The sequence below is a fragment of the Streptomyces sp. G45 genome (assembly GCF_049542095.1).
In the GTDB taxonomy this organism is placed as follows: domain Bacteria; phylum Actinomycetota; class Actinomycetes; order Streptomycetales; family Streptomycetaceae; genus Streptomyces.
Genome location: NZ_JBMUZU010000001.1, coordinates 2,792,071 through 2,815,537 on the forward strand (window position 1 = coordinate 2,792,071; position 23,467 = coordinate 2,815,537).

General features: G+C 72.9%; 13 protein-coding genes and 2 pseudogenes. 4 read left to right on the forward strand and 11 right to left on the reverse strand.

The genetic code is table 11. The features are described from left to right. Positions 1–155 precede the first annotated feature (155 nt). The 6 genes from ftsH to ACOBQU_RS11065 all read right to left on the reverse strand — a co-directional run bounded on the left by ftsH (position 156) and on the right by ACOBQU_RS11065 (position 10,151). Entirely contained in the window at positions 156–2,087 is a 1,932-nt protein-coding gene (gene ftsH, locus ACOBQU_RS11040; RefSeq protein WP_423626208.1) for an ATP-dependent zinc metalloprotease FtsH, read from the reverse strand. A 108-nt stretch (positions 2,088–2,195) separates the two neighbouring features. Then, positions 2,196–3,758 carry a signal recognition particle protein gene (ffh, locus tag ACOBQU_RS11045; protein WP_423626209.1) on the reverse strand — a complete coding sequence of 521 codons (1,563 nt, stop codon included), beginning with the start codon at positions 3,756–3,758 and terminating at the stop codon, positions 2,196–2,198. A gap of 192 nt (positions 3,759–3,950) precedes the next feature. After that, positions 3,951–6,428, reverse strand: coding sequence for a [protein-PII] uridylyltransferase (locus ACOBQU_RS11050; RefSeq protein ID WP_423626211.1), 2,478 nt, complete (start codon positions 6,426–6,428; stop codon positions 3,951–3,953). An 82-nt stretch (positions 6,429–6,510) separates the two neighbouring features. Next, positions 6,511–6,849 carry a P-II family nitrogen regulator gene (locus ACOBQU_RS11055; RefSeq protein WP_423626212.1) on the reverse strand — a complete coding sequence of 113 codons (339 nt, stop codon included), beginning with the start codon at positions 6,847–6,849 and terminating at the stop codon, positions 6,511–6,513. Beyond that, positions 6,846–8,216, reverse strand: coding sequence for an ammonium transporter (locus ACOBQU_RS11060; RefSeq protein ID WP_423626214.1), 1,371 nt, complete (start codon positions 8,214–8,216; stop codon positions 6,846–6,848). Before ACOBQU_RS11060 ends, ACOBQU_RS11055 begins: the two co-directional genes overlap by 4 nt. 453 nt (positions 8,217–8,669) lie before the next feature. Further along, a complete protein-coding gene (locus ACOBQU_RS11065) occupies positions 8,670–10,151 on the reverse strand; it encodes a hypothetical protein (protein WP_423626215.1) in 1,482 nt (493 codons plus the stop codon). 495 nt (positions 10,152–10,646) lie between these two features. Here ACOBQU_RS11065 and ACOBQU_RS11070 point away from each other — a divergent pair, with 495 nt between their 5' ends. Beyond that, positions 10,647–11,468 carry a bifunctional DNA primase/polymerase gene (locus ACOBQU_RS11070; protein WP_423626216.1) on the forward strand — a complete coding sequence of 274 codons (822 nt, stop codon included), beginning with the start codon at positions 10,647–10,649 and terminating at the stop codon, positions 11,466–11,468. Between the two features lie 193 nt (positions 11,469–11,661). Here ACOBQU_RS11070 and ftsY read toward each other — a convergent pair whose 3' ends face one another. Beyond that, a complete protein-coding gene (gene ftsY, locus ACOBQU_RS11075; protein ID WP_423626217.1) occupies positions 11,662–12,891 on the reverse strand; it encodes a signal recognition particle-docking protein FtsY in 1,230 nt (409 codons plus the stop codon). Between the two features lie 202 nt (positions 12,892–13,093). On the opposite strand from ftsY, the pseudogene ACOBQU_RS11080 reads away from it, so the two are divergent. Together ACOBQU_RS11080 and ACOBQU_RS11085 are read left to right on the forward strand one after the other, a co-directional pair. Then, positions 13,094–14,544, forward strand: a pseudogene (locus ACOBQU_RS11080) (purine-cytosine permease family protein). Positions 14,545–14,639: 95 nt separating this feature from the next. Next, complete coding sequence (locus ACOBQU_RS11085) at positions 14,640–15,614, forward strand: LLM class flavin-dependent oxidoreductase (protein ID WP_423626218.1); 975 nt, start codon at positions 14,640–14,642, stop codon at positions 15,612–15,614. Between the two features lie 47 nt (positions 15,615–15,661). On the opposite strand, the gene ACOBQU_RS11090 is transcribed toward ACOBQU_RS11085, so the two are convergent. From ACOBQU_RS11090 to ACOBQU_RS11105, 4 genes and pseudogenes are all read right to left on the reverse strand, one after another. Continuing rightward, positions 15,662–17,104 (reverse strand): sugar porter family MFS transporter, encoded by a 1,443-nt coding sequence (locus tag ACOBQU_RS11090; protein WP_423626220.1) that lies wholly within the window; start codon positions 17,102–17,104, stop codon positions 15,662–15,664. Between the two features lie 255 nt (positions 17,105–17,359). Then, positions 17,360–20,994, reverse strand: a pseudogene (locus ACOBQU_RS11095) (AAA family ATPase). A 380-nt stretch (positions 20,995–21,374) separates the two neighbouring features. After that, positions 21,375–21,578, reverse strand: a complete 204-nt coding sequence (locus ACOBQU_RS11100; RefSeq protein ID WP_423626222.1) for a hypothetical protein — start codon at positions 21,576–21,578, stop codon at positions 21,375–21,377. A gap of 395 nt (positions 21,579–21,973) precedes the next feature. After that, entirely contained in the window at positions 21,974–22,255 is a 282-nt protein-coding gene (locus tag ACOBQU_RS11105) for an acylphosphatase (RefSeq protein WP_423626224.1), read from the reverse strand. A 167-nt stretch (positions 22,256–22,422) separates the two neighbouring features. On the opposite strand from ACOBQU_RS11105, the gene ACOBQU_RS11110 reads away from it, so the two are divergent. After that, positions 22,423–23,457 (forward strand): CAP domain-containing protein, encoded by a 1,035-nt coding sequence (locus ACOBQU_RS11110; RefSeq protein ID WP_423626226.1) that lies wholly within the window; start codon positions 22,423–22,425, stop codon positions 23,455–23,457. Positions 23,458–23,467: the final 10 nt, after the last annotated feature.

The window sequence follows — 23,467 nt, forward strand, 5'->3', positions numbered from 1 at the left end:
CAGACCGGCACACAGACCGACACACAGACCGCCCAAGCCAGGGGACGCCTCCCTACGAAGAGACAGCCCTCCTCCGTAGAGACGGCCCCTCCGTAGAGACGGCCCTTCCGTAGAGACAGCCCACAAGGCCCCCCTACGGAGACGCCCCCCACACCTCAGCCCTCCTTGGAGAGGCGGGTGATCCCCGCCACCCGGTAGGCGTCGGCCTCCTCCAGGGTCTCGTTCGCCAGCAGCGCCTCGGCCAGGGCGTCCAACTGGGCGCGGTGGTCCCGCAGTTGACGGCAGGCGCTCTCGTAGCACTCGTCCACGATGCGGCGCATCTCGCCGTCGATGGTGTCCAGCGTCTCCGGAGCGGCGGCCAGGCCGTACGCCTGCTGGGCGTCGTTCGGCAGCGCCGACAGACGGCCCACGCGCTCGCTCATGCCCCAGCGGGCGACCATGCCGCGCGCGATGTTCGTGACCTGCTCCAGGTCGTTCTCGGCACCGGTCGTGATCACCCCGTACACGACCTGCTCGGCGGCCATGCCGCCGAGGGCGCCGATGATGCGGCCGCGCAGGTACTCCTCGGTGTACGCGTACTTGTCGGCGTCCGGCGTGGAGAGCGTGACGCCGAGGGCGCGGCCGCGCGGCACGATGGTGATCTTGCGGACGGGGTCGGCGCCCGGCTGGAGCATGCCGAGCAGGGCGTGCCCGCTCTCGTGGTACGCGGTGCGGCGCCGCTCCTCGTCGGGCATCACCAGCGGACGCTCGGCACCCAGCTGGACCTTCTCCAGCGCTTCGGAGAGGTCGGCCCGCGTGACGGCGGTCTGCTGGCGCTTCACGGCGAGCAGCGCGGCCTCGTTGGCGAGGTTCGCCAGGTCGGCGCCGGTCATGCCCGGAGTGGTGCGGGCGACCTGGGCGAGGTCCACGTCGGGGGCCAGCGGGATCGCCCGCGTGTGGATCTTCAGGATGGCCTCGCGGCCGCCGCGGTCGGGCGGCGAGACGTTCACGATCCGGTCGAAGCGGCCCGGCCGGGTCAGGGCCGGGTCCAGGATGTCGGCCCGGTTGGTGGCCGCGATGACGATCACGCCCTCCGAACCGGAGAAGCCGTCCATCTCGGTGAGGATCTGGTTCAGGGTCTGCTCGCGCTCGTCGTGCCCGCCCATGCCGCTGCCGCCGCCGCGCGCCCGCCCGATGGTGTCGATCTCGTCGATGAAGATGATCGCGGGCGCGACCTTGCGGGCCTCCGCGAACAGCTCCCGCACGCGCGAGGCCCCGACGCCCACGATCATCTCGATGAACTCGGAGGCCGACGCCGAGAAGAACGGCACCCCCGCCTCGCCCGCCACGGCCCGCGCCAGCAGCGTCTTGCCGGTGCCGGGCGGCCCGGCGAGCAGCACGCCGCCCGGCATCCGCGCGCCCATCTTCCGGTACGCCTCGGGGTTCTTCAGGAAGTCGACGACGTCGTTCAGCTCGCCCTCGACCTCGTCGATGCCCGCGACGTCCGCGAACGTCGTCCGCTTCTCGCCCGGCTCCAGCTCCACCGGCTTCGGCGGCTGCTTGCGGCCCAGCATGCCGCCCGCGCCGCCCATCCCCGACGCCATCCGCCGCGCGATGAAGATCCACAGCGCCACCAGCAGCAGCATCGGCGCGAGCGAGATCAGCAGGTTGGCCAGGAAGCTGCGCTCCCGCACCACCGGCTCCGCCGTGACCGTGACCTTGTTCTTGGTCAGGTCCTCCCACAGCTTGTCGTCGGCGAACGCGGGCCGCTGCGTCGTGAACTTGGTGTAGTTCCCTCCGCCGTCCGGGTCCTCGCGCTCCTTCTTGAGCTGCCCCTGGATGGCGTCGCCCTTGGAGTAGATCTTCGACACGTTGCCGTCGTCGACCTGCTTGCTGAACTCCGTGTACGAGATCGTCGGCTCGTCGCCCTCGTTGAAGAACGACAGCACGAGGTTGGCGATCAGGTACACGATCAGGGCGGTGAGGATGAGCCCCGGCCAGCCGCCCGGCATCTTCCGCTTCGGCGGCGGCCCCGGCTCCGGCTCGGGCGCGCCCTCTGAGCGCCAGGGCTGCTCGGGCTTCTGGCGCGGCGGCACGGGGTTGCTCATAAGCGGACGTTACGACACAAGAGCGGCACCGGCACCCGCGCGGGAAACGCCTGGGGCGCCCCTCCCGACGGAAGGGACGCCCCAGGTGACGTACGGAACGAGCCGGGCTCAGCCCATGAACTTCTTGAACTCCTCCGGCAGCTCGAAGTCTTTGCCGCCCTGACCGCTCTGCGGCAGCCCGAACGCTCCGCCCGCCGCCGCCTCCTCGGCCGCGGCGCGCCGCGCGGCGGCCTCCTGCTCCTGCTGCTTGCGCTTCATCGGGTTGCCGGAGCGCTGCTTGCCCTTGGCCTGCTTCTGCTTCTTCTTCTGCCGACCCGGACCGCCGCCCATGCCCGGCATCCCGGGCATCCCCGGCATGCCGCCGCCCTGGGCCATCCGGGACATCATCTTGCGGGCCTCGAAGAACCGCTCGACCAGGTTCTTCACCGCGCTGACCTCGACACCGGAGCCCTTGGCGATACGGGCCCGGCGCGAGCCGTTGATGATCGTCGGGTCCTGGCGTTCGCCCGGCGTCATCGACTTGATGATGGCGGCCGTGCGGTCGACGTCCCGCTCGTCCAGGTTGTTGATCTGGTCCTTGATCTGGCCCATGCCCGGCAGCATCCCGAGCAGCTTGCTGATGCTGCCCATCTTCCTGACCTGCTCCATCTGGGCCAGGAAGTCATCGAGCGTGAAGTCCTGGCCCTTCTTGGAGGCCAGCTTGGAGGCCATCTTCTCGGCCTCCTGCTGCGAGAAGGTCTGCTCGGCCTTCTCGATCAGCGTGAGCATGTCGCCCATGCCGAGGATGCGGGACGCCATCCGGTCCGGGTGGAACGCGTCGAAGTCGTCCAGCTTCTCGCCGTTCGACGCGAACATGATCTGGCGGCCGGTGACGTGCGCGATCGACAGGGCCGCGCCACCGCGGGCGTCGCCGTCGAGCTTGGAGAGCACCACGCCGTCGAAGCCGACGCCGTCGCGGAACGCCTCCGCCGTGTTGACCGCGTCCTGACCGATCATGGCGTCGACGACGAACAGGACCTCGTCCGGGCTGACGGCGTCGCGGATGTCCGCGGCCTGCTGCATCAGCTCCTGGTCGATGCCGAGGCGGCCCGCGGTGTCGACGATGACGACGTCGTGGACCTTGGTCTTCGCGTACTCGATGGAGTCCTTGGCGACCTGGACCGGGTCGCCCACGCCGTTGCCCGGCTGCGGGGCGTAGACGCCGACGCCCGCGCGCTCGGCGACGACGCTCAGCTGGTTCACGGCGTTCGGGCGCTGGAGGTCGCAGGCCACGAGCAGCGGGGAGTGGCCCTGCGCCTTCAGCCAGCGGCCGAGCTTTCCGGCGAGCGTGGTCTTACCGGCGCCCTGGAGACCGGCGAGCATGATGACGGTCGGCGGCTGCTTGGCGAAGCGGAGGCGGCGGGTCTCACCGCCGAGGATGCCGATCAGCTCCTCGTTGACGATCTTGATGACCTGCTGGGCGGGGTTCAGGGCCTGCGAGACCTCGGCGCCCGCCGCGCGCTCCTTGACCTGCTTGATGAAGGCGCGGACGACCGGCAGCGCCACGTCCGCTTCCAGCAGGGCGATACGGATCTCGCGCGCCGTGGCGTCGATGTCCGCCTCGGAGAGCCGACCCTTGCCCCGGAGGGTCTTGAAGGTGGCTGCGAGGCGATCGGAGAGAGTGTCGAACACGGCGGCGTCGGTCCTCGGAGTCGGGAGCGGGTTTGCGTCGCCCTCCAGGGTATCCGGCCCGGCAAGCGGGGTGTCCCCACCTGTCGCCAGCCGGGGCTTCGCCTCGCGGGGGCGCCCCAGGCCCGCCCCTTTCCCGAAACCAGGGGGCCAGCCCCCTGGCACCCCCGTTCATCGCCGCTTCGCGGCTCGTCCTCAGACGCCGGACGGGCTGGAACTCCTCAGCGTCTCCTCCAGGATTCGGGCCACCGAGGCCGCCTCCTCCCCCGGCAGGGGTGACCCGTCCGCCCCGGTGACGTAGAAGGCGTCCACCGCGTTCGCCCCGAGCGTGCTGATGTGCGCGCTGCGCACCCGTACCCCCGCCCCCTCAAGCGCGACCCCGATGCGGTGCAGCAGCCCCGGGGCGTCCTGGGCGCGGACCTCGATGACCGTGGCGCGGCGGGAGCCCGCGGGGGCGACGGTGACGCGGGGCGGCGGGGGTGTGACGCCGCGCCGCCGGGGGTGGGCCGCGTCCCGTTCCGCGAGGCGGGCCGCGATGTCCAGGGAGCCGTCGAGGGCCCGTGCGAGGTCGGCGCGGAGCCGGGCGGCCTGGGGCAGGGAGCCGTACTCGGCGGCCACCCGCCAGTCGAGCAGCAGGACCGGCCCGCCGGTGCCGTCGACCTCCTCCGGCAGGGTGAGCGCCCGCAGTTCGGCGGCGCGGACGGTCAGGCGGTGCAGGGCGAGGACCCCGGCGGCGGCCGCGAGGACGCCCGGCTGGTCCGGCACCACGATGAGCAGTTCCACTCCCAGCCCCTCGAACGGCTCCTCGGCGTGGCCGCGCAGCGACAGGACCGGCCCGCCCGTGCGGTGGGCCTCCACGGCGAGCCGCTCCTGCTCCGCGCGGGCCGGTGGCTCGTCGGCGCCGCCCTCCGGCTCGTCCCCGGCGAGCACCGCGCCGACCCGCTTCACCAGGTCCGCGACGAGCGAACCGCGCCAGGAGGACCAGGCGGCGGGCCCGGTGGCGAGCGCGTCGGCCTCGGTGAGCGCGTGCAGGAGTTCCAGGGTGCCCGGGGAGCCGACGGCCTCCGCGACCTGCGTCACCGTCGCCGGGTCGTCGAGGTCGCGCCGTGTCGCGGTCTCGACGAGGAGGAGGTGGTGGCGTACGAGGCGGGCGAGCACGGCGGTGTCGGACGGGTCGAAGCCGACGCGGGCCGCCACGTCCCGCGCGATGGTCTCCCCCGCGACCGCGTGGTCGCCGGGCCAGCCCTTGCCGATGTCGTGCAGGAGCGCGGCCATCAGGAGCAGGTCGGGGCGCCCCACGCGGCGGGTGAGGGCGGCGGCGCGGACGGCGGTCTCGACCAGGTGCCGGTCGACGGTCCAGGTGTGCACGGCGTTGCGCTGGGGACGGCAGCGCACCCGCTCCCAGTCGGGCAGCAGGCGGGTGATCAGGCCCTCCGCCTCCAGCGCCTCCCACACCGGCACGGTCGGCCGCCCCGCGCCCAGCAGCGTCAGGAGTTGCTCGCGGGCCTCGGCGGGCCAGGGGGTGGGCAGCGGCCGGACCGCCGCGGCCAGGTGGCGCACCGCGTGCCGGGACAGCGGCAGGCCCGCCTGCGCGGCAGCGGCGGCGGCCCGCAGCGGCAGCACCGGGTCGCGTTCGGGGCGCGCGGCGCGGGCGAGCACCACCTCGCCGTCCTGTTCGACGACGCCCTCGGCGAGCGGGGACCGCTCCGTGGCGGTGGCCCGGGCGCCGCCGCCGAGCAGTCCGCGCAGCCGGGGCCGTGCGCTCCGGGCCCGCAGCACGCGGCCCACCTCGCGCCAGGTGACGTCGCCCGCGTAGGCGAGGGTGCGGGCGGCCTCGTACACCTGCCGCAGCAGCGCGTCGGCGTCCAGCAGGCCGAGTGCGGCGGCGACTTGGTCCTGTTCCTGGAGGGTGAGCCGGTCGGTGGCGCGGCCGGTGGCCAGGTGCAGGGCGTCGCGCACGTCGAGCAGGGCGCGGCGGGCGTCGGCGAGGCCTTCGCGGGGCGCGTCGGCGAGCCAGGACGCGGCGACGGCGCGCAGGGCGGTGGCGTCGCGCAGGCCGCCGCGGGCCTCCTTCAGGTCGGGTTCGAGGAGGTGGCTGAGTTCGCCGTGGCGCCGGGCGCGCTCCTCGCACAGCTCGCGCAGGTGCGGCAGGCGCTTGGGGGCCTGGTCGCGCCAGTCGGCGAGGACGGCGGTGCGCAGGCCGGTGGTGAGCGCGGGGTCTCCGGCGATGTGCCGGGCGTCGAGCAGGCCGAGCTGCGCCTTGAGGTCGGCGGCGGCGGTGGCGCGGGCCTCGCCGGGGGTGCGTACGGAGTGGTCGAGGGCGAGCCCGAGGTCCCACACGGGGTACCAGAGCCGGTCGGCGAGGGCGGCGAGCGTCCCGGGGTCGGCGCCGCCGTCGTGGAGGAGGAGCAGGTCGAGGTCGCTGCGGGGCGACAGCTCGCTTCTGCCGTAGCCGCCGACGGCGACGAGCGCGGCGCCGCGCGGCCTGGTGCCGCCGAGGTCGGCGAGGGCCGCGTCGAACAGGCCGCGCAGCCAGCCGTCGGTCAGCCCGGCGAGCGCGGAACGGCGCGGCGGCCCGGACCGCGCCCCGTCCTGGAGGAGGCGCAGCCGGGCCGCCGCGTAGCCGCTGGGTCCGGAGTCTTCTTTCTCGGTTCGTTCGTCCACACTCGTCACCGGCGGCTCCTGTTCCTCAGTTCCTCGCGGTGTGTCAGCGCGTCCTACGGGACCAGGTCGCCGTGCGGCGTCCTGGGCGCCGTCACAGCGCGTCCGGCCCGCGTTCGCCCGTCCGTACGCGTACGGCGGTGTCCACGGGGACGCTCCAGACCTTGCCGTCGCCGATCTTGCCGGTGCGGGCGGCCTTCACGATCACGTCCATGAGCTGTTCGGCGTCGTCGTCCTCGACCAGCACCTCGACGCGGACCTTCGGTACGAGGTCGACGGTGTACTCGGCGCCTCGGTAGACCTCGGTGTGGCCGCGCTGGCGTCCGTAGCCGCTGGCCTCGGTGACGGTCAGGCCCTGGACTCCGAAGGCGTGCAGGGCCTCCTTGATCTCGTCGAGCCGGTGCGGCTTGACGACGGCGGTGATGAGCTTCATGCGTCCACCTTCTTGGGGGGCGTGTGAGGCGTGGCCGACGCGGTCTCCTGGACGGGGCCGGGCACGGCGGCCGCGGTGCGCGGCGCGACTCCGCCGCCCGCGCCGCTGAAGTCGTACGCGGTCTCGGCGTGCTGCACCTGGTCGATGCCGCCGACCTCCTCGTCCTCGCTGACGCGCATCCCGATGGCCTTGTCGACGAGGAGGGCGAGCACGGCGGAGACGACGAAGGAGTACGCGAGGACGGCGCCGACGCCCGCGGCCTGCTTGCCGAGCTGCCCGAGGCCGCCGCCGTAGAACAGGCCCTGCGCCGTGGACTGCCCGCCGCCGGTGGCGAAGAACCCGACGAGCAGGGAGCCCGCGACGCCGCCGACGAGGTGCACGCCGATGACGTCGAGCGAGTCGTCGTACCCGAGCTTGAACTTCCAGCCGACGGCGACGGCGCACAGCACTCCGGCGATCGCGCCGATGGCGAGGGCGCCGAGCGGGGAGCAGGAGCCGCCGGAGGGGGTGATGGCGACGAGGCCCGCGACGGCCCCGGAGGCGGCGCCGAGCGTGGTGAACGCGCCGTGCCGCAGCTTCTCGTAGACCAGCCAGGCGAGCATGGCGGCGGCGGTGGCGACCTGGGTGTTGACGAACATCAGCGCGCCGACGCCGTCGTCGTTGCCGAGCCAGGACCCGGCGTTGAAGCCGAACCAGCCGAACCAGAGCAGCCCCGCGCCGAGCATGACGAGCGGCAGGCTGTGCGGGCGCATCGGGTCCTTCTTGAAGCCGACGCGCTTGCCGATGACGAGGATCACGCCGAGCGCGGCGGCACCGGCGTTGATGTGCACGGCCGTGCCGCCCGCGAAGTCGATCACGCCGAGTTCGAAGGCCCAGCCGCCGGTGCCCCAGACCCAGTGGGCGACGGGGAAGTACACGACCGTGGCCCACAGGGCGATGAACAGGGCCCAGGCGGTGAACTTCACGCGGTCCGCGAGGGCGCCGCTGATCAGCGCGGGCGTGATGATCGCGAACATGAGCTGGAACACGGCGAAGACGTACACGGGGACGGTGTAGCCGTCCCACAGCTCCGTCAGGCCGATGCCGCTGAGGCCGACGTAGTCGGAGTTCCAGGCGATGAGGCCCCCGTGGTCGGTGCCGAAGGCCGCGGAGAAGCCGTAGAGCACCCACAGGACGGTGACGACGCCCAGGCTGACGAAGCTCATCATCAGCATGTTCAGGGTGCTCTTGACGCGGACCATGCCGCCGTAGAAGAAGGCGAGCCCGGGCGTCATGAGCATCACGAGGGCGGAACAGATGAGCATGAACCCGGTGTTGGCCGCGGAGAGCTGGGGGGCGTCTGCGGCAAGCGTGCTGCCTGGGGGCATCGGCGTCACCTCGTCGTCGGAAGTCGGCGGACGCGGCCCGTGCGGGGTGGGGGCGGTGGGCCGGTCATGTCGCACGAGGGTGTCCCAGCGCGGTTTCGGCCAGTGCCGCTCGGTGTTTCACCGCGGTGACGAAGCGGTCGGGCGTGTTACGCGTGCATGAACTGCGAGGTGCGCGCGGGGTTCGGGACATATCCTCCCGAAGCTCCGCGGCGGAAAACTGCCCGGCCGCGGCGACCATCCGGGTGACCTGGCGTGGGGGAGCCGAGTCGGACTTGTTCGGGATGGGTTGCCGCGGCCGGAGCGGTGGGGGCCGCCATCGGGGCCGGTGCGAGGACTGGTACGAGGACCGGTGGGCGGGCGGTTGGGCGGTGGTCGGGGCGGTCACGGGAGTGGCCGGGAGGGCCGTGCCGTCACGGGCCGTCCAGGGGGTGCGGGCGGCCGGGGCGGACGGCGTCAGACGGCCTCCACGGTGTCCGGCATCTCGATGGCGAGCTGCTCGGTCAGCTGGACGACGTCCGGTACGTCGCCGAAGTCACGGACGGCGTTGTCGACGGTCTTGCGCAGGCGCGTGTTGACCCGCTCCGAGCGGACCTTCTTGGCGATGGCCAGGGCCTCGCGGGCGAGCTTGACGCTGTGCTCGGGCTCCTTCTGGAGCAGGTGGACGGTGGCCATGCCGATGAGGTTGAGCGCGTACGACCGCTGGTGCTCGGGGTCCTGCTGGAAGAGTTCGACGGCGCGCGCCATGACGGGCTCGGAGAGCGAGGCGTAGCTGGGGCTGCGGCCCGCCACATAGGCGAGGTCGCGGTAGGAGTGGGCGTTCTCGCCGTTCAGCTCGGCCTCGGAGAAGAAGCGGATCCAGTCGGGCTCCGGCTCGTCCCAGTCGTCGGCGTCGGCGAAGGTGTCCTCGGCCATCCGCACGGCGCGCTTGCAGCGGCCCGGCTGGCCCATTCCGGCGTAGGCGCGGGCCTCCATCGCATACAGCATGGCCTGGGTGCGGGGGCTGGCGCAGTCGCGGCTGCCGTACTGCGCGAGGTGGATGAGCTCCAGGGCGTCCTCGGGGCGGCCGAGGTGGATCATCTGGCGGCTCATGCTGGAGAGGATGTACGAGCCGAGGGGCCGCTCGCCCGCTTCCTTCGCGGCGTGCAGGGCGAGGACGAAGTACTTCTGGGCGGTGGGCTGGAGGCCGACGTCGTAGCTCATCCAGCCCGCCAGCTCGGCCAGTTCACCGGCGACGCGGAACAGGCGCTTGGCGGTGGCCTCGGGCTGGGGCTCCTGGAGCAGGTCGGTGACCTCGTGCAGCTGGCCGACGACGGCCTTGCGGCGCAGGCCGCCGCCGCACTGGGCGTCCCACTGGCGGAACATCACCGTGGTGGACTCCAGGAGGTCCATCTCGGGTTTGGACAGGCGGCCGGGGCGGCGCGAGGCGAGCTGCTGCGGGTCCGGCTCGGCCGTCTGGGGCGCGGAGGGGCCCGGCACCAGCCAGCGCTGCATGGGCTCGATCAGGGAGGGCCCGGCGGACAGGGCGAGCGAGGTGCCGAGGAAGCCGCGCCGGGCCAGCATCAGGTCGCTGCGGCTGAACTCGCTGATCAGCGCGACCGTCTGGGGGCCGGTCCAGGGCAGGTCGACGCCGGAGACGGAGGGCGCCTTGTGGGCGGCGCGCAGGCCGAGGTCCTCGACGGCGACGACGCAGCCGAAGCGCTCGGAGAACAGCTCGGAGAGGATGCGCGGGATGGGCTCGCGGGGGTTCTCACCGTCGAGCCAGCGGCGGACCCGGGAGGTGTCCGTCGAGATGTGGTGCGCGCCCAACTGGCGTGCTCTGCGGTTCACTTGGCGCGCCAGCTCGCCCTTGGACCAGCCGCTGCGCACGAACCACGAGCTGAGCATCTCATTGGGGCGCTTCTCAGCGTTCGCACCGCTTCCGCCACTGCCGCCCACTGGAACGCCCCCATCCTTCAAGACACTTGTACGCGGTTCACGTCAAGCCCTAACAGAATGCCGCCCGTTACGGCGGTCCGTCCGGAGAATGCCACTCGTCGAACGGGAATCCGACTTGCCTCCGGCATACCCACGGGTGCGCGAGCCTCCGGCGGCATGTACCGAAAGTAATCCTACGATCACCCCTCCGGCGAGGGCGTTCGCAGAAACGCCACCATTCGCCACCCCTTCGAATGAACTCCCGACCCGCCGCACGCGATTCACTTGACACACCACAACCGGCAGCAGGCGGAGCGGAGCACACAGGGGCGCGGGGCGCGGGGCGTACCACCCACGAAGCCCCCGAGCGCCGTGGGCACAGGGCGGCAGAAGGCGGCAGAACTCGGCAAGAGTCGCCTTGAGACGTCCGAACGACAGGCAAACGACGACACAGACGCAGGGTCACGTTCCGAATCCGTCACGTAACCAGGGCGCACTCGACCCGTTGGAGGGGGCATGGGCTTCACGATCGGCGGCATCCGGGGGACCAAAGAGCCCCGTTCCGGTGACCGTTCCGGCACCAGAGGGACCGCCGGAGAGACGGGGGATTCCGGCTCCCGGTGGGCGAGGGACACGGACCGCGGCACGCGGCAGGCCGCCAAGGAGGACCGGGACCGGAACCCGGGGCAGCCCCGGGAGTACAAGGAGCCGCGTGCCGCGGTGCGGCGGCGCCGCGCGGCCGCCTCCGAGTGCGGCACGGCGGTCGCCGAGTACACGGGCCTGTGGGGCTGGGCGGTGGTGCCCGGGGCGCGTGCCCAGGACGGCCGCTGTTCCTGCGGCGTCCCCGACTGCGCCGCCCCCGGTGCCCATCCGCTCGACTTCGCGCCGGAGGTCCCGGCGGGGGCCACGCTCGACGAGGCGACGCGGGCCTGGGGGCACTTCCCGGGCGCGGCGGTGATGCTGCCCGTCGGCCGCGCGTTCGACGTCATCGAGGTGGCGGAGACGGCGGGGCGGCGGGCGCTGGTGCGGCTGGAGCGGATGGGGGTGCCGCTCGGCCCGGTGACGGCCACTCCGGAGGGGCGTACGCACTTCCTGGTGGCGCCGGGCGCCGCGGCGGAGCTGCCCCAGCTGCTCTACCGCATGGGCTGGGACGACGCGGCCCTCGACCTGGGCGCCCTCGGCCCGGGGGCGTACATCACGGCACCCCCGTCGGACCGCGGCGGCCTCGGTCCGGTCCGCTGGCTGCGCGCCCCCGACCCGGACTCGGCGACCCACCCGCCGCACGCCCGCCTGCTCCTCGGCACCCTGGCGTACGTGGCGCACCGGTCGCCGGGGTGAGGCTCCGGCGCCGCACACGAAAGGGCCCCGGCCCCCGGCTGCACCCCGGGGAGCGGGGCCCTTTCTCGCGTACGCGGTACAGGCGCGCCCCGAAGGGGCGCGGGGAACGGCGCGCCCAACCACAACGCAGCCGCGGACAACCGACGACACACCGCGGCACACGCCCAACACGGCACACGCCAAGCGCGAGCGCCTAGTCGCCGATAAGCGCATCGACGAACGCCTTGGGCTCGAAGGGCGCGAGGTCGTCGGCGCCCTCGCCGAGGCCCACCAGCTTGACCGGCACGCCCAGCTCGCGCTGGACCGCGACGACGATGCCGCCCTTGGCGGTGCCGTCGAGCTTGGTCAGGACGATGCCGGTGATGTCGACGACCTCGGCGAAGACGCGGGCCTGCACCAGGCCGTTCTGGCCGGTGGTGGCGTCGAGGACGAGCAGGACCTCGTCGAGCGGGGCGTGCTTCTCGACGACGCGCTTGACCTTGCCCAGCTCGTCCATGAGGCCGGTCTTGGTGTGCAGGCGCCCGGCGGTGTCGATGAGGACGACGTCGGCGCCGTCGGCGATGCCCTCCTTGACGGCGTCGAAGGCGATGGACGCGGGGTCGCCGCCCTCGGGGCCGCGCACGGTGCGGGCGCCGACGCGCTCGCCCCAGGTCTGGAGCTGGTCGGCGGCGGCGGCGCGGAAGGTGTCGGCGGCGCCGAGGACGACGGTGCGGCCGTCGGCGACGAGGACGCGGGCCAGCTTGCCGGTGGTGGTGGTCTTGCCGGTGCCGTTGACGCCGACGACCATCACGATGCCGGGGGTCTCCAGGCCCGACTCGGTCTTGACGGTGCGGTCGAGGTCCGTGCCGACGAGGGTCAGGAGTTCCTCGCGCAGCAGGGCGCGCAGCTCTTCGGGGGTGCGGGTGCCGAGTACCTTGACGCGCTCGCGCAGGCGCTCGACCAGCTCCTGGGTGGGGGCGACGCCGACGTCGGCGGTGAGGAGGGTGTCCTCGATCTCCTCCCAGGTGTCCTCGTCCAGGTGCTCCCGGGAGAGCAGGGTCAGCAGGCCCTTGCCGAGCGCGTTCTGCGAGCGGGACAGGCGGGTGCGCAGGCGCACCAGGCGGCCCGCGGTGGGCTCGGGGGTCTCGATCTCCGGAGCGGCCGGGGCCTCGGGGGCCTCGGGCTCCTCGGTCACGACGGGGGCGGACGCCGAGGGCTCGGCGACCGGCAGGTCCACCTCCTCGATCGTGCGGCGCGCTTCGTCGCGCGGCGTCTCGGCCTCGTCGCCGACGTGCGGCTCGGCCGGGGGTGCGGTGATGGTGGGCGTGCTCGACGGGGCCTGGGCCGGGGGCAGCGACTTCTTCTTGCGGCTGCCGACGACGAGCCCGCCGATCGCGCCGAGGACGACCACGGCGATGACTACAGCGAGGATGACGATTTCCATAACCCGACCAGTATCAGTCATGGGCCCCGAACGGACCCTCCTTGTGCTTTCCTCCAAGGGACATAGGCCACTAGCCGTGATTACTCGGACTAAAGTACGATGGAAGAGGCTGCGTCAACGCGCGTAGAGTCCATCCGAACAAACCCCCACCGGCCGCGACAACGTCGACGCGGGCCGAGCGAGAGGCACGGAACTCCCCCTCATGAGCACCACCGCCGAATCCGCCGAACACGAAGGCGCCCTGGAGACCAGGGACTTGAGCCGGTCCCCGACTCCGAGCGCCACGGCAGGACCCGTGAGCTGTTCCCCACCTGGGTGGCCGCCAACATCAGCGTTCTGCTCCTCACGATGGGCGCGGGCCTCATCGTCTCGAACGGCCTGAACTTCTGGCAGGTCCTGATCGTCGCCCTGGTCTCCCCCGTGCTGAGCTACGGCCTGGTGGGCCTGGTCTCCATCGCGGGCAAGCGCGGCGGCTCCCCCGGCATGACGCTGTCGCGCGCGGTCTTCGGCCAGCGCGGCAACCTCTTCCCCGGCTCGCTGATCTGGGTCGCCCGCTGGGGCTGGGAGACGATCAACGCGGTCACCGGCGCGTACGCGATCCTCACGGTCCTCGACATCTGCTTCGGCGTGACGTCGAACACGGCCCTGAAGGTCATCACGCTCCTCGCCTTCGTCGCCGCCACGTTCCTGATCTCCGGCCTCGGCCGCAAGGTGCTGCACGTGTGCAGCCAGTGGTCGACGTACCTCTTCGGCGCGTTCAGCGTCCTGGTCCTGGTCTACCTGCTGAAGAACACGGACTGGTCCGCGGTCTTCGACAAGCCCGCGGGCTCCACGGCGATGATGATCGCGGGCATCGGCACCATCGCGGCAGGCGGCATCAGCTGGGTCCCGACCGGCCCCGACTTCACCCGCTATCTGCCGCGCACGGCGCCGAGCAAGCCGCTGGTCGGCCACGCCGTCGGCGGCGCCGCCATCGTCGTCGTGCCGATGGTGCTCATGGGCGCCGTGATGGCCGTCTCCACGCCGGACCTGTCCAGCGCCGCCGACCCGGTCTCGTTCCTCGGCGAGCTGCTTCCGACCTGGATCGCCGTGCCGTACCTGATCATCGCCCTGATCGGCATGCTCCTGATCAACTCGATGTCGATGTACTCGGCGGGCTTCACGGCCATGACGCTCGGCATCAAGGTCCCGCGCGCCTGGGCGGTCAGCGTGAACGCGATCATCAGCCTGGTCTTCGGCTATCTGCTGATGAACGTGGCCACCAGCTTCATGGGCTCGTTCATCTCCTTCCTGACGCTGCTCGCGGTCGCCTTCTCCGCCTGGATCGGCGTCTTCGGCATCGACATGCTGCGCCGCACGACCTATGACGGCGCGGCCCTGATGGACACCACGCGCACCAGCGCCTACTGGTACCGGGCGGGCTTCGCCTGGCAGGCCATGACCGCCTGGGGCGTCGCACTGGTGGTGGGCCTGCTGTTCACCAAGGTCGACTGGTTCACCGGCCCCCTCGCCTCCTCCTGGATCGGGCGCAACGGCCTCGGCTGGCTCGTCACCATCGTGGTCGCGGGCGTGCTGTACGGGGTCCTGCCGCGCCAGCCGCTGACCGAGACCGCCCCGGCCGCCGAGGCCGAGCCGGTCCCCGCCAAGGCCTGAGCCGACCCCCGTACGACCCTGTTCATCTGACGCAGCGTCAGCTAACGTCCCCCTTCGCCGGGCGCCCCGCCGCCCCGGTGGAGGGGGACGTTCCCATGCCCGTGTCCGTCGTGCGCTTCAACCTCGTCGACCCGGCGGCCGACGCGCTCGGGGCGCGCTACCGCGCCGCCCTGGAGATGGCCGCGTACGCCGACGAGCGCGGCGTCACCACCGTGCAGACCGAGGAGCACCACGGCGCCGCCAACAACTGGCTGCCCTCGCCGTTCGCCTTCGCGGGCGCGGTGTTCGGGGCCACCCGGCGGATCGGGGTGACCGTCTCGGCGGCCATCGGACCGCTGCACGACCCACTGCGCCTGGCGGAGGACGTCGCCGTCCTGGACCTGCTGAGCGGGGGCCGCCTGGTGACGGTGGTGGGCATCGGCTACCGGCGCGCGGAGTACGAGGCGTTCGGCGTCGACTTCGCGCGGCGCGGGGCGCTCCAGGACGAGCTGGTCGAGACGCTGCTCGCGGCGTGGACGGGCGAGGAGTTCACCTTCCGGGGCCGCCGGGTGCGGGTCACGCCGCGGCCGGGGAGCAGGCCCCACCCGCTGCTGCTGGTCGGCGGCTCGTCGCGGGCGGCGGCCCGGCGCGCGGCGCGGTTCGGCCTGCCGTTCTTCCCCAGCGCGCACCTGCCGGACCTGGCGGCCTACTACGAGCAGAAGCTGGTGGAGTACGGCACCGAGGGCTGGACCATGATGCCCGCCGCCGAGACCCCGCTGCTGCACCTCGCCGAGGACCCGGACCGGGCCTGGGCGGCGTACGGGGAGCACTTCCTGCACGAGGCGCGCACCTACGCCTCCTGGCAGTCGAAGGACATCCGCTCGGCGGTGCGGTCGGCGGCCACGACGGCCGCGGAGCTGCGGGCGGAGGGCGTGTACCGGGTCCTCACGCCGGACGAGTGCGTGGCGCTGGCGGCGGGCGGCGCGCCGAGCCTGATCCTGCACCCGCTGGTGGGCGGGATGCCGCTGGACGAGGGCTGGCGCAGCCTGCGGCTGTTCACGGACGACGTACTGCCCCGGCTCAAGGACTGACGCCTCGGGCCGGGGCAGCTTTCCGCAGAGGAGGGGGCAGCGGGGACTTAGCCCATCTCCTCCAGGGCCTTGCCCTTCGTCTCCTTGACGAACCGCAGGACGAAGGGGACGGAGAGCGCCGCGAAGGCGCCGTAGATGATGTACGAGCCGGTCAGCGACCACTCGGACATGCTCGGGAAGGTCTTGGTGATCGCGAAGTTGGCGAGCCACTGCGCGGAGGCGGCCACGCCCAGACCGGCGGCGCGGATGCGGTTGGGGAAGATCTCGCCGAGCAGCACCCAGACCACCACGCCCCAGGAGAAGGCGAAGAAGAGCACGAACGCGTTGGCGGCGATGATCGCGACCAGTCCCTGGGCGTGCGGCAGCGAGACGTCGTCACCGCTTCCGGTCTTGTACGAGAACGCCCACGCCATGGTGAACAGGGCCGCCGCCATGCCCACGGAGCCCATTAGGGCCAGCGGCTTGCGGCCGATGCGGTCGACCAGGACCATCGCGATCACCGTACCGACGATGTTCACGATCGAGGTCTCGAAGGAGTACAGGAACGAGCTGGAGGGGTCCTTGCCGATGGACTGCCAGAGCTGGTTCGAGTAGTAGAAGATCACGTTGATGCCGACGAGCTGCTGGAAGACCGACAGGCCGATGCCGACCCAGATGATCGGCAGGAAGCCGAACCTCCCGCCGAGCAGGTCCTTGAACGTCGACTTGTGCTCGCTGCGCATGCCCTGCTCGATCTCGGCGACACGGGCGTCCAGGTCGACGCCCCTGCCCTCGACCTCGGCGAGCACCTTGCGGGCCTCGGTGGCGCGCCCCGCGGAGATCAGGAAGCGCGGGGACTCGGGGATGGCGAGGGACAGCAGCCCGTAGAGGAGGGCCGGGACGACCATGACGCCGAGCATCCACTGCCAGGCCTCGAGCCCGGCGAGCTTGCCGCGCTGGTCGCCGTCGGCCATGTTGAGGATGCCCCAGTTGACGAGCTGGGAGACGGCGATGCCGATGACGATGGCGGCCTGCTGGAAGGACGCGAGGCGGCCGCGGTAGGCGGGCGGGGCGACCTCGGCGATGTAGGCCGGGCCGATCACGGAAGCCATGCCGATGCCGACGCCGCCGATCAGGCGCCACATCGTCAGGTCCCAGGCGGCGAACGGCAGGGCCGAGCCGACGGCGCTGGCCGCGAACAGGACCGCGGCGATCTGCATCACCCGGATGCGGCCGATGCGGTCCGCGAGCCGCCCCGCGATCGCGGCGCCCAGGGCGCAGCCGAGCAGGGCGGTGGCGATGATCCAGCCGAGGAGGTTGGCGTCCACGTCGAACCGGTGCTGAATGGCCACGGTCGCGCCGTTGATCACGGAGCTGTCGTAGCCGAAGAGGAAGCCGCCCATCGCGGCGGCGGCCGTGATGAAGATGACGTGCCCGAGGTGGTCGGGCTGAGCCTCCCGGGCTCCGGAATCAGGGGCCCCGGGGTCGGGTGCCTGCGTGGTCCTTGTCACGTGTACTCCTCGGGCCACCGGCGTCGCTGCCGGGGTGGGGGCGAGCCCTTCAAGTGGCGCACAACTTCGCGCCGCCCACCACCTGAAGGTAAAAGCAACGTTGCAGAGACTATGCCTTCAAGTTTCGAAGTCAATAGGGCGTTATGAAGGAGTGCTCAACGGACTGATCACTCATTGACTTCAAGACTTGAATCTGAGGTGCCCGGCGCGGCCAGGGCGCGCCCGCTACAGGCCCGGGAGAGGCGCCCAGCGCGCCTACCGGAAGCGCTGGCTGATCACCTTGGACACCCCGTCCCCCTGCATGGACACGCCGTACAGGGCGTCGGCGACCTCCATCGTGCGCTTCTGGTGCGTGATCACGATGAGCTGGGACGCCTCCTGGAGCTCCTGCATGATGCGGATGAGTCGCTGGAGGTTGGTGTCGTCGAGCGCCGCCTCGACCTCGTCCATCACGTAGAACGGGCTGGGCCGCGCCTTGAAGATCGACACCAGCAGGGCCACGGCCGTCAGGGAGCGCTCTCCGCCGGACAGCAGCGAGAGCCGCTTGACCTTCTTGCCGGGCGGGCGGGCCTCGACGTCGACGCCGGTGGTGAGCATGTTGTCGGGGTCGGTCAGGATCAGCCGCCCCTCACCGCCGGGGAAGAGCCGCGAGAAGACGCCCTCGAACTCCCGCGCCGTGTCCCGGTAGGCCTCGGTGAAGACCTGCTCGACGCGCTCGTCGACCTCCTTGACCACCTGGAGCAGGTCCGCCCGCGTCTTCTTCAGGTCCTCCAGCTGCTCGCTGAGGAACTGGTGACGCTCCTCCAGGGCCGCGAACTCCTCAAGGGCCAGCGGGTTGACCTTGCCGAGCTGCTGGTAGGCCCGCTCGGCCGCCTTCAGGCGCTTCTCCTGCTCGGCGCGGACGTACGGCCGGGGCTGGTTGCGCGGGTGCTCCGGGTCGGCGGGCAGTTCCTCGCCCTCGGCGGGGGGCGAGGGCGGCACGGGCTGGTCGGGCCCGTACTCGGAGACGAGCCCCGCGGGTTCCACACCGAGTTCCTCCAGCGCCTTGGTCTCCAGCTGCTCGATCCGCAGCCGCTTCTCCGCGCCGAGTACCTCGCCCTTGTGGACCGAATCCGTCAGCTTGTCCAGCTCCGCCTTCAGGTCGCGCCCCGCGCTCCGCGCGGCGACCAGGTCCCGCTCCCGCTCCGCCTTGGCCCGCTCGGCCGCGGCCCGCTCCTCGTCGGCCCGCGCCAGCGACACCTCGACGTGCGCGAGCAGCTGCCGGGCGCCGGACGCGACGGCCTCGGCGACGGTCGCCTCGTGCCGCAGCCGGGCGCGGCGCCGCTCGGCGCGGGCGCGGGCCTCCCGCTCCGCCCGGGCCGCCCGGTCCAGCGAGTCGGCGCGCCCGGCGAGGCCCTTGACGCGCTCCTCGTGCGTACGGACCTGGAGCCGGGCCTCCATCTCGGTCTGCCGGGCGTTGGCCCCGTCGGCGGCGAGCCGGTCGCGCACGCTGGTGTCCGGCTCCTCCTCGACCGGGGCCTCCTCGGCGACGGCGAGCCGCTCGGCCAGCTCCGCCACCTCCGACTGGGCCTTCTCCAGGGCCTCCTGGGCCTTGGCGGCGGCCGCGGCGGACCGTTCCGCCTCCCCGCGGCGCCGCGCGCCTGGCCCGCGAGGCTGCCGAGCCGCTGCGCCACCGCCGACTTCTCCCGGTCGGCGGCCCGGCGCCGCTCCCCCAGCTCCTCCACGAGCGCGGCCGCCGCCCGGCGCCGCTCCCCCGCGCGCTCCTGCTCGCGCGCCAACTCCTCGCAGGTCACGCCCAGTTCGGCCAGCTCGGCGGCGGCCTCGTCCACCGACGCCTGCACCTCGAGCAGGCTCGGGGCGGCCGCGGAGCCGCCGTGCGCGAAGTGCGCCCCGAGCAGGTCGCCCTCGGCGGTGACGGCGGTCAGCTCCGGGTGCGCGTACACCAGGTCCTCGGCGTCCTCCAGCGTCCCCACCACCACGACGTCCCGCAGCAGCCACCGCACGGCAGGCATCAACTCGGCGGGCCCGCGCACGAGTTCGGCGGCCCGGGGCGGCCCCTCGCCTCGGGGCCCATGGCCGTCGTACGGCGTCTGCGGCGCGAGCGGCTGCCGCGGTACGCCGTCGGGGGCGCCGGTCGCCGCGTCCGCGGCGGAGGTGCCGTCGCCCCCTCCCGGCCCCGTGAGCACGAGCGCGGCCCGTCCCGCGTCCTGCTTGCGCAGCAGGCGGATCGCTTCCGCGGCGGAGGCGGGCGTCGTCACGGCGATGGCGTCCGCCGCCGCGCCGAACGCCGCCGCCACCGGCACCTCGAAGCCCGGCGCCACGGAGAGGAGTTCGGCGGCGGGGCCGAGCAGGCCCGTCAGGCTCTCCTTGGCGGCGAGCAGCGCGCCCGAGCCGTCCTTGCGGCGCAGGCCCAGCGCGAGGGCCTCGTGCCGCGCGGCGACAGCGGCCCGCTTCCGCTCGGCGGCGGTGGCCGCCTCGCGGGCGGCGGTCAGCCCGGCCTCGGCGTCGGCGAGGGCGCGCCGGGCCTCCTCGTGCCGCTCGGCCAGCTCCGTGTCGCCCGCGTCGAGCCCGTCGACCTCCGCCTTGAGCTGCTCGTACTCCTCCTGCGCGAGGACCGCGCGCTCCCGCGCCTCGTCGCGGGCCACCACCAAGCGGTCGATCTCGGCCTGCGCGGACGCCGCGCGGGAGCGGGCCGCGTTGACCTGCCCGCCGAGCCGCGCGAGCCCTTCGCGGCGGTCGGCGATGGCCCGCGCCACGTCCTTCAGGCGCCGCTCCTCGGCGGCCAGCTCCCGCTCAAGGTCGGCGCGGTGCGCGACGGTGTCGTCGAGGGCGTGCTGAGCGGCCTCCAGGGCGGCCTCCAGCTCGGCCTCCTGCTCGCGGACGCGGGCGGCCTCGCGCTCCAGGTCCTCGGGGTCGCGGCCGCGGCGCTCCTCGGGGGGCGCGGAGGTGGCGCTCTTGACGCGGGCGTCGGCCAGCGAGATCGTGCCGCGCACCCGCTCGGCCAGCTGCGACAGCTCGTACCAGGTCTGCTGGGCGCGCTGGAGGCGCGGGGTCAGCCGCCGCACCTCGTCCTCCAGGACCGCCTCGCGCTGGAGCGCCGCCTTCAGCTCGGCCTCGGCGGCGTCCTTGCGGGCCTTGAGCGCGGCCTCGTCGGCGACCTCCGCGCTCAGGGCCTCCCGCAGCCGTACGAGGTCGTCGGCGAGCAGCCTGAGGCGGGCGTCGCGCAGGTCGGCCTGGATGACGGCGGCCCGGCGGGCCACGGCGGCCTGCCGCCCGAGCGGCTTGAGCTGGCGGCGCAGCTCGTCGGTGAGGTCCTGGACGCGGGCGAGGTTGGCCTGCATCGCGTCGAGCTTCCGGAGCGCCTTCTCCTTGCGCTTGCGGTGCTTGAGGACGCCCGCGGCCTCCTCGATGAAGGCGCGCCGCCCCATGGGGTCGGCGTGCAGCACGGAGTCGAGCTGGCCCTGGCCGACGATGACGTGCATCTCGCGGCCGATGCCGGAGTCCGACAGCAGCTCCTGGATGTCGAGCAGGCGGCAGGTGTCGCCGTTGATCTGGTACTCGCTGCCGCCGTTGCGGAACATGATCCGCGTGATGGTGACCTCGGCGTACTCGATGGGCAGCGCGCCGTCGGAGTTGTCGATGGTGAGGGAGACCTCGGCGCGGCCGAGCGGCGGGCGGCCCGTGGTGCCCGCGAAGATCACGTCCTCCATCTTGCCGCCGCGCAGCGACTTGGCGCCCTGCTCGCCCATGACCCAGCTCAGCGCGTCCACGACGTTGGACTTGCCGGAGCCGTTCGGTCCGACGACGCAGGTGATGCCCGGCTCGAACTTCAGCGTCGTGGCCGACGCGAAGGACTTGAAACCACGCAGTGTGAGGGCCTTGAGGTGCACGCCGTTGGACTCTACCTCTCACCGCCGGTCCGCCGAGGAACGTGCGGGCAGTTTCACGGCGGAACGTGCAGGGCACATCAGAGTTAAGGAACGGCCCCGCGCAGGGGTCGGACGGACGAAGAACGCGCGACGCCCGCCGGGGCGTCCGGGCCCGCGGGGGGCGGGCGGGGAAGAGCCCGCGGGGGCGGGCGGGAAACGGGCAAGAAGAAGGGACGCCGAAGCGTCCCTTGCAGATCTCATAGGTCGCAGATCTCATAGGTCGAGCGGCTGACACGGGCAGCCTGACCTCGGCGCGCCGAGGGATCGGTCGCGTCGAGCGTCCGCGGACGGGGCTGTGCGCGGACGGTGGTGCTCCACACCACCGGGCTCGGCGAGCGGGGTCAGGTGAGCGCAGGCTCCGCCTTGGGTACGTCGATGCTCTCCAGGAGCGAGTCGTGAGAAGCGGCAGCCGTCAGCGCGTCGTTCTCCGCCTGGATCCTGACCAGCTCGGATTCCAGGTCCTGGACGCGCTGCTGGAGCCGTCGCATCTCGGCGAGAAGTCGCGGATCGCTGCCGCCGACGTAACCGAGAAGCGCCTTTGCCATGATGGATGGTCCTCCACACTGCGTGACCGACTGAATCGGTGTGGGTCGTGAGGGAATCGCACCCGCGGTGCTTGGCACTCTTTGGTTCTCGCTGGGTCTTACTTGGCCGTTCTCACATGCCAAACAGCTAAGGTGCGCGGGGCTTCCAGCGTCTCACCAAAAAGTTTGACGGTCAACACGATCACACCCCGTATTGACGGGTCACCGAGGGGCGCGCGGCCTTCGCAACAGCGGCGCTGCCTCTCCCCGGAACCCTGGGGGTGTGGAGATCATCATTCCTGCCGGAGCCTGCCACGGCAAGCGTTTCTTGGCAACCACCAGGCATTTCCGGTCCCAGGGGGGTGCCGGGACCACTCCCGGCACCCCCCTGGGACAGCGGCCCCGGCGGGCCTTCGTCAGCGAATCGCGAACGAGTCGTAGCCGCCGCGCGGCGTGTCCCAGATCTCAGTCACCCCGTCGACGCGGCCGGGAGTGTCGCCCTCCAGAAGCCAGTCGAGGAGCTGCTGGCAACGGGCGCGTGAACCTTCGGCGACCACCTGCACCCGGCCGTCGTCGAGATTGAGAGCAAAGCCACTCAGGCCGCCGATCTCCAGCGCCCTGGCCCGCGTGAACCAGCGGAATCCCACGCCTTGCACCCGGCCGCGCACCCACGCGGTGAGGCGGACTTCTTCGTTCATGAGGTGCACGCTAACTGGCCAAAACCACGCGCGGCACGTCGCCCCCTCGCGCCATCGCGTACAGTCGCGACTCGACACGCCTCACCCGTACGGGCGAGCCACGCGAGCCGTCAGGACGACGCCGGGGAAACAGGACCGGGCGTCTGGACGAGACGAAAGGCCAGGAGATGGGACGCCACCGACGCTCCGCCACCGGCCGCGCGAACCCCTCCGAGTCCCGCTACGCCGAGTCGCTCTACGACCCCGAGCTGCACCCGCGCTCCGGCGCCCCGGCGCGCCCGCGCCCGGCCTCGCACCGCCGCGGGGGCCGGGCCGTGACCCCCGTGCGCACGGGCCTGCTCGGCGTCTCGGCGGCCGTCGCCATGGGCGCGGTCGCGGTGGCCTCCGGACTGCTGCCGGGCGGGGGCGGCTCCTGGGTGGGCGGGGGCGACGACTCCGGCGCCATCCGCTCGGCCAGCTCCCCGACCGGCCTCGACGTCCAGGGCGGCCAGCTGGGTGGCGGCGGCCAGTCCTCTCCCGGCGGCGCCGGTGCGGGACGCGGGGACGCCGCCCCGGCTCCGGAGCCGTCGGGGTCCCGTGCCGAGCCGTCCGCGAAGCCGTCGTCGCCGTCGTCGCGCGAGCCCTCGGCCGGGCCGTCGAAGCCGCGCGACCGCGCCGAGGACGCCCCGGGCTCCCCCAGCGCCGAGGGCCGGGGCGAGGGCGCGCGGAAGGGCGGAGGCGACGAGGCCGAGGCCCCGGGCAGGGGCGGCCAGGCCCCGGCCCCCTCCCGTACGGACCCCGGCAAGCCCGAGGAGCCGCCCGCGGCGGCGAAGCCCCCGGCCGGGGGCGGTTCGCCGGAGGCCCAGGTGCTCGCCCTGGTGAACCAGGAGCGCGCCAAGGCGGGCTGCCGACCGGTGCGCGCCGACGGCCAACTGGACGCGCTGGCCGAGCGGTTCAGCTCCGACATGGCCGAGCGCGGCTTCTTCGCGCACACCGACCCGGACGGCGCGACGCCCTGGGAGCGCGCCGAGAAGGCGGGCGTCCGGGACCTGGGTGGGGAGAACATCGCCCGCGGCCAGGCCGACGCGCGGTCCGTGATGGACGCCTGGCTGGCCAGCCCCGGCCACCGCGCCAACATCCTCAACTGCGACTACCGGACCCTGGGCGTCGGCGCGCACTTCGCGCCGGGCGGCCCGTGGTGGACGCAGGACTTCGGCTTCTGAGACCGCCCCG